Annotated in this window: 13 protein-coding genes; 9 read left to right on the forward strand and 4 right to left on the reverse strand. The window is 37.4% G+C overall.

Annotated elements, in window-relative coordinates:
• Positions 1-18: 18 nt before the first annotated feature.
• On the reverse strand, positions 19-357 hold the full coding sequence (locus tag LQZ75_RS03575; protein WP_230096481.1) for a heavy metal-binding domain-containing protein: 339 nt from the start codon (positions 355-357) through the stop codon (positions 19-21).
• A 68-nt stretch (positions 358-425) separates the two neighbouring features.
• The gene (locus tag LQZ75_RS03580; protein WP_230096482.1) at positions 426-899 is read right to left on the reverse strand and encodes a glutathione peroxidase; all 474 of its coding nucleotides are present in this window, start codon (positions 897-899) and stop codon (positions 426-428) included.
• A gap of 428 nt (positions 900-1,327) precedes the next feature.
• Between LQZ75_RS03580 and LQZ75_RS03585 the strand changes: the two genes are divergently transcribed.
• The 4 genes from LQZ75_RS03585 to LQZ75_RS03600 all read left to right on the forward strand — a co-directional run bounded on the left by LQZ75_RS03585 (position 1,328) and on the right by LQZ75_RS03600 (position 4,216).
• A complete protein-coding gene (locus LQZ75_RS03585) occupies positions 1,328-1,840 on the forward strand; it encodes a GNAT family N-acetyltransferase (protein WP_230096483.1) in 513 nt (170 codons plus the stop codon).
• A 90-nt stretch (positions 1,841-1,930) separates the two neighbouring features.
• Positions 1,931-2,119, forward strand: a complete 189-nt coding sequence (locus LQZ75_RS03590; protein WP_230096484.1) for a CsbD family protein — start codon at positions 1,931-1,933, stop codon at positions 2,117-2,119.
• 176 nt (positions 2,120-2,295) lie between these two features.
• Positions 2,296-3,207, forward strand: a complete 912-nt coding sequence (locus tag LQZ75_RS03595; protein WP_230096485.1) for a DMT family transporter — start codon at positions 2,296-2,298, stop codon at positions 3,205-3,207.
• A 76-nt stretch (positions 3,208-3,283) separates the two neighbouring features.
• Positions 3,284-4,216 (forward strand): aldo/keto reductase, encoded by a 933-nt coding sequence (locus tag LQZ75_RS03600; RefSeq protein WP_230096486.1) that lies wholly within the window; start codon positions 3,284-3,286, stop codon positions 4,214-4,216.
• A gap of 67 nt (positions 4,217-4,283) precedes the next feature.
• Here the strand turns inward: LQZ75_RS03600 and LQZ75_RS03605 are convergent, their stop codons facing one another.
• Together LQZ75_RS03605 and LQZ75_RS03610 are read right to left on the reverse strand one after the other, a co-directional pair.
• Positions 4,284-5,114, reverse strand: a complete 831-nt coding sequence (locus LQZ75_RS03605) for a LysR family transcriptional regulator (RefSeq protein ID WP_230096487.1) — start codon at positions 5,112-5,114, stop codon at positions 4,284-4,286.
• A 215-nt stretch (positions 5,115-5,329) separates the two neighbouring features.
• A complete protein-coding gene (locus tag LQZ75_RS03610) occupies positions 5,330-5,515 on the reverse strand; it encodes a hypothetical protein (RefSeq protein ID WP_230096488.1) in 186 nt (61 codons plus the stop codon).
• 264 nt (positions 5,516-5,779) lie between these two features.
• On the opposite strand from LQZ75_RS03610, the gene kdpA reads away from it, so the two are divergent.
• The 5 genes from kdpA to LQZ75_RS03635 are packed head-to-tail and all read left to right on the forward strand — an operon-like array spanning position 5,780 to position 13,357.
• Positions 5,780-7,438: a potassium-transporting ATPase subunit KdpA gene (gene kdpA / locus LQZ75_RS03615; RefSeq protein WP_230096489.1), complete on the forward strand. Its 1,659-nt coding sequence runs from the start codon at positions 5,780-5,782 to the stop codon at positions 7,436-7,438.
• Positions 7,439-7,462: 24 nt separating this feature from the next.
• Positions 7,463-9,478, forward strand: coding sequence for a potassium-transporting ATPase subunit KdpB (gene kdpB, locus LQZ75_RS03620; RefSeq protein ID WP_230096490.1), 2,016 nt, complete (start codon positions 7,463-7,465; stop codon positions 9,476-9,478).
• 11 nt (positions 9,479-9,489) lie between these two features.
• The gene (locus LQZ75_RS03625) at positions 9,490-10,026 is read left to right on the forward strand and encodes a potassium-transporting ATPase subunit C (protein ID WP_230096491.1); all 537 of its coding nucleotides are present in this window, start codon (positions 9,490-9,492) and stop codon (positions 10,024-10,026) included.
• A 15-nt stretch (positions 10,027-10,041) separates the two neighbouring features.
• On the forward strand, positions 10,042-12,657 hold the full coding sequence (locus LQZ75_RS03630; RefSeq protein WP_230096492.1) for a DUF4118 domain-containing protein: 2,616 nt from the start codon (positions 10,042-10,044) through the stop codon (positions 12,655-12,657).
• Complete coding sequence (locus tag LQZ75_RS03635) at positions 12,650-13,357, forward strand: response regulator transcription factor (protein ID WP_230096493.1); 708 nt, start codon at positions 12,650-12,652, stop codon at positions 13,355-13,357. Before LQZ75_RS03630 ends, LQZ75_RS03635 begins: the two co-directional genes overlap by 8 nt.
• Positions 13,358-13,409 lie beyond the last annotated feature (52 nt).

The raw sequence follows: 13,409 nt of genomic DNA on the forward strand, positions 1-13,409 counted from the left end.
GGCTATTTTAAACATAAATCAAGCAATGGGTTCAATTAACACAGCAGTACCATAAGCGGCTACTGAATCCCCAATTTGACTTGAACTTGTATCAAAGCGAAACATAATAACCGCATTAGCACCTAATTCGGTTGCTTGTGCTTGCATACGCGCTAAGGCTTCAAACCGGGCATCATCTTGTAGTTGGGTATAGCCACGAATTTCACCACCAACAATACTTTTTAATTGCTGTCCGATATTTGAAAAAATATTTCGTGAACGAGTTGTTTGGCCAAAAACCTCACCAAATGTTTGTGTAATCCGATAATTAGCGATATTTTCAGATGTGACAACGAGTACTTTATTTGTATTCTGCATACCTAAATCCCCCTCTATTAATTAACTTTGACAGGTTGATTATAGCATGAAGTCAGCTGGATTTTAGCCTAAAGAATATTTTGTAAATCAGGTTCAATTTTAATGGGTTCAGTTTGCGGTGCATAACGTTTGATAACCTGACCATCTTTATCAACGAGGAATTTAGTGAAATTCCATTTAATTGCCGCACCAAGGGTTCCATGTTGTTCACTTTTCAAGTATTTGAATAAAGGATGAGCATCGTCACCATTAATTTGAATGATTTCATGCATGGGGAAAGTAACCCCATATGTCATCCGACAAGCTTTTGCCGCTGCGGCAGTCGAATCTTCTTCTTGTTTGAATTGATTTGATGGGAAGCCAAGGACCACTAAACCTTGATTAGCATATTTTTTATACAATGCTTCAAGATCATTAAACTGAGGTGCAAAACCACATTTTGTAGCGGTATTGACAATAATCATTGGTTGACCTTTGTAACGGTCAAGTTGGTAGGTGTGGCCTTGTTCATCGGTAACGGTAAAATCGTAAATAGATGTCATGAGATTCCTCCTCAAAATTAATAGCAAGTAGTTTTGATCCAAAGCATTGAGCAAAATATTTGGCCCTAAAGCTACTAAGTGCTATATTATGGTTGTGACCAAGTCACACTCTAGATAGTCTCCAAGCTAACTATATGTTGATTTCCTCCTACTAGTTGTTGGGTAGGAGGTTTTTGTTTACATAAAGTAAGTATACACTTACTCAATTAAATATAACTAATTGGTCAATAATAGTCAAAGGTTAAATGATTAATTTTTATTAAATTAAAAGTGATTTGACGCTAAAATCTAATCGTGATATGTTTAAGCAGTGTTATGTTTGAAAAATTTTATATTTATTTTATTTTATGTAAGTATGCTGAATTTAAAGTTAGCTATTGTAGGACCAGACAACAGTTAATTAACAAATTATATTAGAGGAGTTAATTATGATTATTCGTCCGTTAGAAAAACGCGATTTACAATATATTTATCGTCAAGAAAATGCTCGTCGGGTAATGGCATTATGGTTTGAAGAACCATATACGTCGTTTGATGAATTAGAAATTCTCTACGATAAACACGTCCTTGATCAGTCACAACGTCGTTTTGTGATTGATATTGATGGTCAGTTTGCGGGAGTTGTTGAATTGATGTACATCGATTACTTACACCGTAATACCGAAATTCAAATTATTGTCGATAGTAAGTTCCAAGGACAAGGGTTAGCGCAAGAGGCCTTATCAAAAGGGGTTGAGTATGCCTTTAAGGTTTTAAATATGCATAAAGTTTACTTGTATGTGGATGTTGATAACGCTGCGGCCGTTCATATTTATAAAAAACTTGGATTTACTGAAGAAGGTCGTTTACGGAATCACTTTTTCGCCGAAGGTTGTTACCACGATAGTTTTGTGATGGGATATTTAATTGATGAATATACGGCCAAACAAAAACGTGGTTGAGCAGATTAATTGGGTTTAAAGAGCGTTAATGCGATAATATAGTTGTTCTACAATGTTAAAATGAAAATTATTAATAATGGGGGAACTATTATGGCTCTAGAAGATAAATTAGAAAACGCAAAAGACAAAGTAGTCGGCAAAGCAAAAGAGGTTGAAGGTTCAGTAACGGGTGATACTGCTCGTGAAGTTGAAGGTAAGGCACAAGGTCTATTTGGCAAAATCAAAGATAAAGTTGAAGATGCCGTTGAAGATGTAAAAGAAAAATTTGATAAAGATTAATAGTCTTAATGTTTATTTAACAAGCAGAAACGCTTTCTCATATGAGAGGGCGTTTTTATTTTACTAAAAGTAATAAATTATTGAAAATAGTTCAATAAAGTAATATGTCGGTAAACCTTTAACTGGTATAATAATAAAGTTTATTATTGTCAATTTTTAATTACTTGGAGTATGAAATGAATTCAAAATATTTAGGAATAACGTTAGCAGCCTTTGGTGCAACTTTTTTTGGGATTAGTGCGGTATTTTCAAGTTTATTATTTAAGCATCTTGTCGTTGCCCCAGAATGGTTAGTATCAGTGCGAATGTTTGTTACAGGGGTTATTTTATTGACTTATTTATTAATTAGTCGTCAGCCAATTTTTTCAATTTGGCGCCATAAACGTGATGTTTTATTATTAGTATTATTTGCAATTTTTGGTGTTTATGTATCACAAACGGCGTTTATTTTTTCAGTTTATTACGGTAATGCAGCGGTTGGAACAATTTTGCAAGCGCTTGCACCTGCAATTATTGTTATTGCAATTCTACTAATTAAACGGACTTTACCTCAGGTTAGTGAACTATTAGCTATCGGTATTTCATTAATTGGTGTTTTTTTATTAATTACTAACGGTAATCTAGCACAATTAGTAGTTCCAAAAGCGGCTATTTATTGGGGGCTTATTTCAACTCTTGGTACAGTGGCATACACGTTAGTACCACGGGGATTATTACAACGCTATTCACCATTATTAATTGTTGGCTGGGGGATGTTAATTGGAGGTGTTTTTTCAAATTTCCAACATCCAATTTGGGCAATGCCAAGCCATTTTGATATGCGGGCAGCTATTTACGTGATGGTTATTGTGATTGTGGGGACATTACTGTCATACGTATGTTATTTGATGAGCTTAAAATATTTATCAGCGGCATTAGTAAGTATGTTAGGGACATTTGAACCATTAGCGGCAACGGTATTAGCGGTCATTTTATTAAACATTGGTTTACAATTTTGGCAAATTATCGGTACCATTTTAGCTCTCGGAGCAGTTATTATCATTAATTTACCGGCCGAAATAAAATGGCGTACATGGATTCATAAATAAGTATTTAGTTATCCTTAATTAGTCCTATTTTTGCGAGAAAAGATTAAAAGAATGCTAATTGTATGGGAGTAGATTAATGGAACAAATACGTATTGGAAAAACAAATGTTGTTACTACTAAGTTGGGTTTAGGAACAAATAAGGTGGGTGGGCATAATTTATTTGACCACTTAGTGGATGATGATGGTATTAAAGTAGTCCAGGCGGCTTTAGATAGCGGGATTACCTTACTTGATACCGCTTTTGTGTACGGTTTAGGTCAATCCGAGAAGTTAATTGGTCAAGTATTGCGTGATTATGATCGTTCAAAAATCACCATTGCGACTAAAGCTGCACATGATCCACAAAATAATTTGCAGTTAAATAATCACCCAGCATTTTTAACCCAAGCCGTTGATGAAGCCCTTCAACGTTTACAGACCGATTATTTGGATATCTTTTATATTCATTTTCCCGATGAAACGACGCCCAAAGCAGAAGCAGTGGGTGCTTTACAGAAATTAAAAGAAGCCGGTAAAATTCGTGCGATTGGAATTTCAAATTTTAATTTAGATCAAGTTAAGGAAGCCAATATTGATGGCTATGTTGATGTTGTTGAAGATGCTTATAGTCTAGTAGAACGGCAAGCAGAAACAACATTATTCCCATATTTAGCGGCTAATGATATTTCCTTTGTCCCATATTTCCCACTTGCTTCGGGTTTGTTGACAGGTAAATATACGGCGACACAAGAATTTACCGCTGCTGACTGGCAATTTAACCGGCCTAATTTTCAGAACCCACGCTATCAACAAATTTTAGCAGCTGTTGATCAAGTTAAGCCCATTGCGGGTAAATACGAGGCAACTGTTTCCCAAATTTTATTGGCCTGGTATTTACATAATCCCGCAGTTACTGCGGTGATTCCAGGTGCTCGGGTTGCAACTCAAGTTTTAAGCAATGCTAAAAGTGCCAGTTTACATCTTACAACAACTGAGTATCAGCTAATTGATCAACTATTTAAATTTTAATAACCACTAAAAAAGCTGGAAGAAATTTTCTTCCAGCTTTTTATTAGGTCTGCATAGACCTTTTTCATTAATTATTTGCGTTATGTTGATATTTATCAGCAATCGCATTAATTGCCGTTGCAATTATTTGATCAGAAGCTTGTTTAGGATAGGCTAAATAAATTGGTCGTGAATAATTATTATCTAACTTATTAGTAGTCATTGAACTAGTGGTTAAGGCCTTTGAAAGGATGGTTTTACCAACATGATGGGCAACCAGACTTAAACGGGTAAAATCATCATTAACATTGATAGAGTCGTCGATAAATAAATCATTTTCCCGGAAATATAATTGGAAAAAAGGATAATCGGGATGACTTAAATTAGGAACAATCCATTCAGTAGCATTAGCATCACCAACTAAAACTAATTCATCATTAAAAGCAGGTAGACACTCAAAATTAGCATGATTAATCATTTTTTCTGAAAGAAATAAATCAAACTGCTGATTATCTAATTTGCTACTAATATCATCACTTGCAGCAATCGTGATTTGATAAGCTAATGTTGGTACGGTTTGCTTGATTAGAGCGATAATATCAGGTAAGAAAGTGCTACTAGCTAATTCAGTTGTAATGATACTAAGGACACTTTTGGCTTGTTGATCCTGAGTAATTTCAAAAATAGCCTTCCGCCACTCAATTTGTAGTAAAAGTAACTTCTGATATAATTTTTCACCATTCGGAGTTGGTACGATTTCAGATCGGCCGTTACGTTCGAAGAGTTTCATATGTAGTTCAGCTTCAAGTTGACGAATATGTACAGAGACTGTCGGCTGTGATATAAATAATTTTTCAGCTGCTTTGGTGAAGCTCCGACCTTCAAAGACTACAAAAAACGTTTCTAAATGCTTAAACATTAAATAATTCCTCGCTGTTAAAGTTATTGCTCTATTTTTTAAGTATACTTAGTAATTTTTGAATGTCTATATATTTGTATATACCAATTGAGAATTAGGGGTATCAACAGCTTTAAAAAGTAATAAAAGTAAAGCTAAATACAAAATATTAAAGGAAATAAAACGGCTGAAAGAAAACTTCTTCCAGCCGCTTAATATATTTGAAAATTTGAGGTTTAGCGGGTGTAATTACGGATATATGAAAGATTAATTAATCCTGTAATAACGATAATTAAGCCGGCTTTTAAAGCACTATCTGATTGCAAGCCATTTTTGCACATGTCGACAAATGGACTAATCACTAAAATGAGAGCAGTAAGATCGATGATTGTCAGGATGGTAAGAATCCACTTTCGACGCATGTATAATACCCCTTTAAATTACTGATGTATTGTACATTCTAGCATATGTTATCTGCAATGTTAAATATTTTATTAAATTTTTTAAGAATCAACTAGTAACCTGAGCTTGTTTTTTTACACCAATTTAACATCACACTTGTTAGGATGATGTATATCAATTTTTGGAGGAACAAAAGCAATGGTAATTTTTTTATGGCTTGGCTGTGGGTGTATTGTTGGGCTAGTTGCTTATTTATTTTATATTTTAATGCGGGGTGATCGAGCATGATTTGGGTTCGCGATGTCGTAATTATTGCATTTATTTGTTTATTAGCAATGCCAATTGGAAGCTATATTTATCGGGTTTTAAATGGTGAGCGGACCTGGTTAACACCTGTGGTACAACCACTTGAATGTTTAATTTATCGAGGGTTAGGATACCACGATAACCAACCAACTGCCATGTCGGCTAAAACGTATGGCGGTGCGGTACTTAGTATTAGTAGCTTAAGTTTTATCGTTGTATTTGGCTTACAATTACTACAAAAATGGTTACCTTTAAACCCGAATCATGTTGGGAACGTTAAGTGGGATTTGGCATTTAATACCGCCGTTAGTTTTGTCACTAATACTAATTGGCAAGCCTATAGTGGTGAAACCACGATGTCATATTTAACGCAAATAATTGCCTTGACCACCCAAAATTTCTTATCACCAGCAGTGGGTGTGGCGTCTTTATTAGTGATTATGCGTGGCTTTAAACACACTCATGCGACAACGGTGGGAAATTTTTGGCAAGATATTATCCGGTTCATTTTATACGTATTAATGCCACTGGCTTTTGTGCTTGCAATTATAATTATTGCTTGCGGTGGGTTCCAAACCTTACACGCTAATATTGAAGCCGGTCGGACGCTAATTCCCCTTGGACCAGCGGCTAGCCAATATGCCATTTCATTACTTGGTAGTAATGGTGGAGGCTTCTTTGGGGCTAACGGAGCGATTGCGTTTAGTAACCCCAATGCACTCAGTAATTTCTTTGAAATGGTGGCCATTTTGTTAGTACCAGCCGCATTAGTTGTGACGTTTGGTCGGTTTACTGAAAAACGCCAAGCTCGATTAATTTTTACCGTGATGTTAATATTTTTAAGTTTAGCGATTATCGGGACAACTTTAGCTGAATTACACACGGGCATTAAATTTGCGGGCGTTACTGGAACCAGCGTCTTAGAAGGCAAGAATGTCATCAATGGCATCGGTAATTCAAGTCTTTGGACGGCACTTTCAACGGCGGTATCAAGTGGCTCAGTTAATGCTAATTTGGATAGTTTTACCGCTTTAGGTGGTTTGATTCCCTTATTATTAATTCAATTAGGTGAAATTATCTTTGGTGGGATTGGTTCTGGTTTGTATGGGATGTTGGCCTTTGTCCTCTTAACGGTCTTTATTAGTGGTTTAATGGTTGGTCGCACACCAGAATATTTAGGTAAGAAAATTGAACCATATGAAATGAAAATGGTCTCATTAGCCATTTTATTTCCCCCAATTCTGTCATTAATTGGGACGGCTATCGGGGTCAACTTACCGCATATTCAAGCTAACTTAACTAATCACGGTGCGCATGGGTTTACTGAAATTCTATATGCCTTTGCATCAATGGCTAATAATAATGGATCAGCTTTTGCTGGCTTTAACGCTAACCAAATTGGGGTTAACTTAGTTGGTGGTTTAGCGATGGCAGTAACCCGCTTTGTGCCATTAATTGCAATGATTTTAATGGGTGGAAGTTTGGCTACGAAGAAATTGGTTGCCAAGGGCGCCGGAACATTACGAACAGATACCGTTTTATTCGGTGTTTTGTTAATTTTTATTATCTTATTAATCGGGGCGTTAAACTTTGTGCCCGCACTAGTACTTGGCCCAATTGCCGATTTTTTAGGCTAATGAGCGATATTTAGGAGTAGTAACATGGAAAATGTTGTTTTAGCAATCAAAAAACTTTCACCACGGGTTCAAGTGAAAAATCCGGTGATGTTTGTGGTCTATATTGGGGCCATTTTAATTAGTTTATTATTTGTGGCGGGCTTTATGGGGGTTAATCCTGGTAATGGAGCGTACACATTTAGTATTGCGATAATTTTGTGGTTAACTGTGCTATTTGCCAATTACGCCGATACCATCGCTGAAGGTCGCGGTCGGGCCCAAGCGGATAGTTTAAAAAAATCAAAACAAGATGTTGTGGCATATCGGCTTACAAATGAAGCAACCCAAGCCACAGAAGAAATCATTTCAAGTCAATTAGTGCCGGGGGATGTTGTCTTAGTGACTGCTGGTCAACAAATTCCAATGGATGGGGAAGTCATTCAAGGTACTGCAGCAGTTGATGAAAGTGCTATTACTGGTGAATCTTCACCCGTTGTGCGGGAAGCTGGTGGTGACCGGAGTGCCGTTACCGGTGGAACAATGGTTTTGTCAGATGTTTTGGTGATTCGCATTACTGCTAAAGCCGGTGAAAGCTTTCTGGATCAAATGATTAATATGATTGAAGGGGCGCAACGGAAAAAGACCCCGAATGAATTAGCGCTCCAAATTTTATTAGTAACGTTAACGATTATTTTTTTAATTGTTGTCGCAACTCTGTATCCGTTTAGTAATTTTGCAAATTACGCCGCTAATCAAACGGTTTCAGTAACTAATTTAACGGCCTTGCTAGTTTGTTTAGCCCCAACAACCATTGGTGCATTACTTTCAGCCATTGGGATATCAGGGATGAGCCGGCTAAACAAAGAAAACGTTATGGCTAAGAGTGGTCGGGCGATTGAAGCCGCTGGGGATGTCGATGTTTTATTACTTGATAAGACCGGTACGATTACTTTAGGAAATCGGCGGGCAGTGGCTTTATATCCGGTTAATGGGGTTGATGCCCAACAATTAGCAATGGGTGCTTTGTTATCTTCAATTGCTGATAGTACCCCGGAAGGTCGCAGTGTCGTTGAATTAGTCGCCGAACAATTTAAGTTAACGGCCGCTGACTATGACACAACTAACGCTGAATTTGTACCATTTACGGCCAAAACCCGGATGAGTGGGTTAGACCTTGATGATCATACCTACCGTAAAGGGGCGACGGATTCAGTTAAAGCGTTTGTGGAAAGTAGTCACCACGCTTGGCCAACTGATACGGGTATGATTGCCGAACAAATTGCTAAAGATGGTGGTACGCCATTAGTTGTGGTTGCCGATGGCGAAGTATTAGGTGTTATTCATCTTAAAGATATCATCAAAGAAGGTGTGCAAGAACAATTTGAAGCCCTTCGTAAAATGGGGATTAAATCCGTCATGATTACGGGTGATAATCCGTTAACGGCTGCAGCAATTGCCGCTGAGGCCGGCGTTGATGATTATATTGCGGAAGCCGTTCCTGAATCGAAATTACAAGTGATTAAAGAATACCAAGAAAATGGGCACTTAGTTGCTATGACTGGGGATGGTACTAATGATGCGCCGGCATTAGCCCAAGCCGATGTTGCCGTGGCTATGAATACCGGAACCGTTGCGGCCAAAGAAGCCGGGAATATGATTGATCTTGATTCAAGTCCAACTAAATTAATTAAAATTGTTGGCGTTGGAAAACAACTTTTAATGACCCGTGGTGCGTTAACGACGTTTAGTGTGGCTAATGATGTGGCTAAATATTTCGCAATTTTACCAGCCTTGTTTGTCAGCGTATATCCACGCTTAAGCAGTTTGAATTTTATGCATTTAACTAGTCCCAAAACGGCGATTCTCTCAGCGTTGATTTACAATGCGTTAATTATTATTGCATTGATTCCCATCGCATTACGGGGCGTTAAGTATAAGGAAATGAATGCTAACCAATTACTCCGACAAAATTTATTGATTTACGGACTCGGGGGCTTAGTCTTACCATTTATCGTAATTAAAATTTTTGATATCGGATTAACTTTACTTGGAGTAAAATGAGGTAATTAAAAGTGAAAGTTTTATTTAAGCAAGCAGCTATTCTTATCGGCTGCCTAATTATTGGAACCTTAGTATATACTGGGATTACAACGGTGGTTGCGCAAACGGTATTTCATCAATCAGCCAATGGTAGTTTGATTTATCAAAATAACCATGTTACTGGTTCGAAATTAATCGCAACGGATACTGTTAACCCTAAATTATTTGTTGGTCGGGTGAATGTTGCCAGTAATTTAGCTCCCAACAGTCGGACTGAAAAAGCTGCGGTTGCCAAACGAGTGGCCCAATTACGTGCCCTTGATCCAACTAATAAGCAACCAATTCCGGTTGACTTAGTAACTGGTTCAGCCAGTGGGAGTGATCCGTATATTAGTGTTGCGGCAGCTAAGTACCAAATTACACGGATTGCCCATGCTAATAATTTAAGTACGGCGCAAGTCCAAACAATCATTAAGGATGCGACCACCAGTCGTTTAAGTAATTTATTAGGTACACCGGCTGTTAATATTGTTACAGCTAATTTGGCATTACAAGCAAGTGTTAAGTAAGAATAGAGGTTGAAAATGGTTAAAGATGCCCGCACATGGCTAGATGAAATTAATGCTTCGGCAACTAAACGCGGTCGATTGAAAATTTTCTTAGGATATGCTGCGGGAGTTGGTAAAACCTATCGGATGCTCGAAGAAGGTCATGCCTTATTAGAGGCGGGTGTTGATGTTGTTATTGGGTATATCGAAACCCATCAACGGGTTGAAACCCAAGCATTAGTTGCCGGTTTTGAAGTTGTGACTGGTACTGATCATCAGTATCGGGAAACGGTTATTACTGAGTTATCAGTTAAAAACATTATTGTGCGCCAACCAGATGTGGTTATCATTGATGAATTGGCGCATACCAATAGTAGTTCATGGAATCGAAAACGATATCAAGATATTGAAGAAATTTTATCTTCAGGAATTTCGGTTTATACGGCCTTAAACGTCCAACATCTGGAAAGTTTACATGAATTAATTAAGTTAATTACGAATGTTGATGTTAAAGAAACGGTGCCGGATAGTTTTATTACCCAAGCGGATAATTTAGAATTAATCGATATTGAACCACGGGTTCTTTTAAATCGCTTAGAAGCCGGGAAAATATATCGTAAATTGCAAGCTCAATTAGCGGCGCAAAATTTCTTTAAACTGGCGCATTTAACGCAATTACGTGAAATTGCCTTACAACAAGTTACGCGCCAAGTTAGTCAGCATAATTCAAAAAATGGCCAGCAAACACGGCACTTTTTAGTGGCTATCAGCGAATCACCGAATGCAATTAATGCCATCCATTGGGCCTATCGGCAAGCCCAGGCTTTTGATGCACCATGGACGGCGGTCTATGTTAATACCCATGAGCATTATTTACCCACGGATACTTTAAAAGCCAATTTAAAAGTGGTTCAAGAATTGGGTGGGGAAGTCGCCATGCTAACTGGCGCATCGGTTAGTGATGCTTTAATTCAATACATGCAAGAAATTAAAATTTCTAATTTAGTGATTGGTAAGCATACGCAACGTAATTGGCAGGGCATCTTTCAACAAAATATTGAAGGTAAAATTATGAATGCGATTCCATTTGTGGATATTCAGATTATCCCGGGAATTACGCAACCAACTACTTGGCAGGCCCGTTGGTTACCAATTCGTAACAAATTAAAACAAATTCAGATGACTGATTTTGTAGTTGCGGGAACTTTTTTAATGTTAGCCACCGTGGTTAATTTGATGTTGCATAGTTTAGTAGCCGAAAATTCGATTAAAATCATGGTTTATTTTAGTGCGGTGGTACTAATATCACGCTTTACGAAGGGGTATGTAGCTGGAATTATTAGCAGTTTAGTTAGTGTCGCGTTATTTGATTATTTATTTGTGCAACCGGTGTTTTCATTAAAAATTGCCCAAAGTTACTATGGGATTGTCTTTGTGATCATGATTGTGACGACTAATATTATTAGTGGTTTAACGTCAAAATTAACGGCGCAAATGAAATATTCCGTTAAGGAAGCCAAGCGTAGTGCAATTCTATCTGACTTGAGTACGACATTAATTGGTTTAAATGAACCCCAAGCGATGAGTCAAAAATTGGCCGATGTTTTAAGTGAATATTTTGGCCATCACGTGCAAATTTATTATAGCCGTAATCAATCCGTTGTCAGTCACCACTCACAAACGCAAGAATTTGTATTAGACGCGAATAACCATGAAATAATTCAGTGGGTTTGGCACCATAATCAGGCCGCTGGGAACGGCACGGAAACCTTAAGTGGCCGTAAATTATTTTACTTACCCATCAGTTTTAAGCAACGTCCCTTAGCCGTTTTAGTTGTTAATGGCCGTGAATTTAATTATCGGGAACGGTTAGAATTAGGCATATTTTTGTTTCCATTAGCCTTAGCGCTAGATAATTATTATTTAGAGCAAGAGAAACACCGAATTGCGCTTGATAATGCCAATAATCAATTAAAAAGTGATTTATTACGGTCAATTTCACACGATTTGCGCACGCCGATAACGAGTATTATTGCGAGCACTGATCATTTATTAACTAGGGATAATTTAACCGCTGATGATCAATTATTACTTAAAAATATCAATAAAGAATCTAATTGGTTGGTTCAAATGATTGAAAATATTTTGACAATTACTAAAATTAGCCAGGGAAAGGTTAACTTAAAGCGCACGCCAGAGGTCTTAGAAGACGTCATTTTTGCAGCTGAAGAAAAATTTAAGTGGATTAATCCGGGTTTTAAAATGCAATTCAAAGTTCCTGATCAGTTAATTTGGTTAGACATTGATAATAATTTATTTCAACAAGTGCTAATAAATCTGTTTGATAATGCCCAAAAACATGGGGATGACAGTCAGGTCGTTAATGTTTTGGTACGGCCACATCTAACCACGGTTGATATCGTAATCCAAAACTACGGCGCACACTTTTCAGAACAACAGATGCAGCAGCTAGGGAGGATTCAATCAGAATTGAATAGTCAAAAATTAGATAAAAAACGGGGCTTAGGAATTGGATTATTCTTATGTCAAACCATCATTCACTTACATCATGGTCAATTGACGTTTAGTAATTGGCAAGCAGGACCGCAAGTGATTATTACATTACCCATCAAGGAGCCAAGTGATGCTTAAAAAAACGATGTTAGTCATTGAAGACGATCAATCAATTCAAGATATTCTCAAGTTAACTTTGCATACGGCTAATTTTGAAGTTTTACAAGCCTTTAATGGTGCCCAAGCGCAAAATTTGTTACAAGCAGCGAAGGTCGATTTAATCATTTTAGACTTAGGGTTACCAGATATTGATGGGGCCGAATTATTAGTGCAATTACGCAAGACAACCGCCGTTCCGGTGCTTGTCTTGACTGCACGAACAGAGATTAATGATAAATTAACGTTATTTAGCAACGGGGCCGATGATTATATCACCAAACCTTTTGAAGAAGCTGAATTGGTAGCTCGCGTAATGGCCATTATGAAGCGGACGTACAATGTGACAGGGTATGGCCGAGGCTCATACCAAAGTGGTGCGCTAGTAATCAATTTAGAACAACAGGTCGTTTATAAGGATAATCAAGAATTACATTTGACCAAAAATGAATATGCCTTATTAAGCAGCTTATTACAAAACCCGCAAGTCGTAATGGATTATGCCACATTAATTAAAAATGTTTGGGGTGCCCAAACATTACCAACCCAAAATGAAACTTTAAGGGTAACCACGGCGAATTTACGGCGAAAACTCGGCACATATCAAGACGAGCAATATATTGGGACCGATATTGGTGTTGGTTATCGTTGGAAGTTGGATACTCAGATGACGGAAGTTTAATTTACCAGGCAATCAAAGTTAAAGCCCCCCAATTGTTGATAACAACAGGTAT

This window comes from Periweissella fabaria (genome assembly GCF_918814575.1).
GTDB classification, from domain to species: domain Bacteria; phylum Bacillota; class Bacilli; order Lactobacillales; family Lactobacillaceae; genus Periweissella; species Periweissella fabaria.

What these genes read in the sequence shown, in the direction of transcription:
- LQZ75_RS03575 (WP_230096481.1), bottom strand. Translation starts at nt 357, where the DNA reads ATGCAGAATACAAATAAAGTACTCGTTGTCACATCTGAAAATATCGCT.
- LQZ75_RS03580 (WP_230096482.1), bottom strand. Translation starts at nt 899, where the DNA reads ATGACATCTATTTACGATTTTACCGTTACCGATGAACAAGGCCACACC.
- LQZ75_RS03585 (WP_230096483.1), top strand. Translation starts at nt 1,328, where the DNA reads ATGATTATTCGTCCGTTAGAAAAACGCGATTTACAATATATTTATCGT.
- LQZ75_RS03590 (WP_230096484.1), top strand. Translation starts at nt 1,931, where the DNA reads ATGGCTCTAGAAGATAAATTAGAAAACGCAAAAGACAAAGTAGTCGGC.
- LQZ75_RS03595 (WP_230096485.1), top strand. Translation starts at nt 2,296, where the DNA reads ATGAATTCAAAATATTTAGGAATAACGTTAGCAGCCTTTGGTGCAACT.
- LQZ75_RS03600 (WP_230096486.1), top strand. Translation starts at nt 3,284, where the DNA reads ATGGAACAAATACGTATTGGAAAAACAAATGTTGTTACTACTAAGTTG.
- LQZ75_RS03605 (WP_230096487.1), bottom strand. Translation starts at nt 5,114, where the DNA reads ATGTTTAAGCATTTAGAAACGTTTTTTGTAGTCTTTGAAGGTCGGAGC.
- LQZ75_RS03610 (WP_230096488.1), bottom strand. Translation starts at nt 5,515, where the DNA reads ATGCGTCGAAAGTGGATTCTTACCATCCTGACAATCATCGATCTTACT.
- kdpA (WP_230096489.1), top strand. Translation starts at nt 5,780, where the DNA reads ATGATTTGGGTTCGCGATGTCGTAATTATTGCATTTATTTGTTTATTA.
- kdpB (WP_230096490.1), top strand. Translation starts at nt 7,463, where the DNA reads ATGGAAAATGTTGTTTTAGCAATCAAAAAACTTTCACCACGGGTTCAA.
- LQZ75_RS03630 (WP_230096492.1), top strand. Translation starts at nt 10,042, where the DNA reads ATGGTTAAAGATGCCCGCACATGGCTAGATGAAATTAATGCTTCGGCA.
- LQZ75_RS03635 (WP_230096493.1), top strand. Translation starts at nt 12,650, where the DNA reads ATGCTTAAAAAAACGATGTTAGTCATTGAAGACGATCAATCAATTCAA.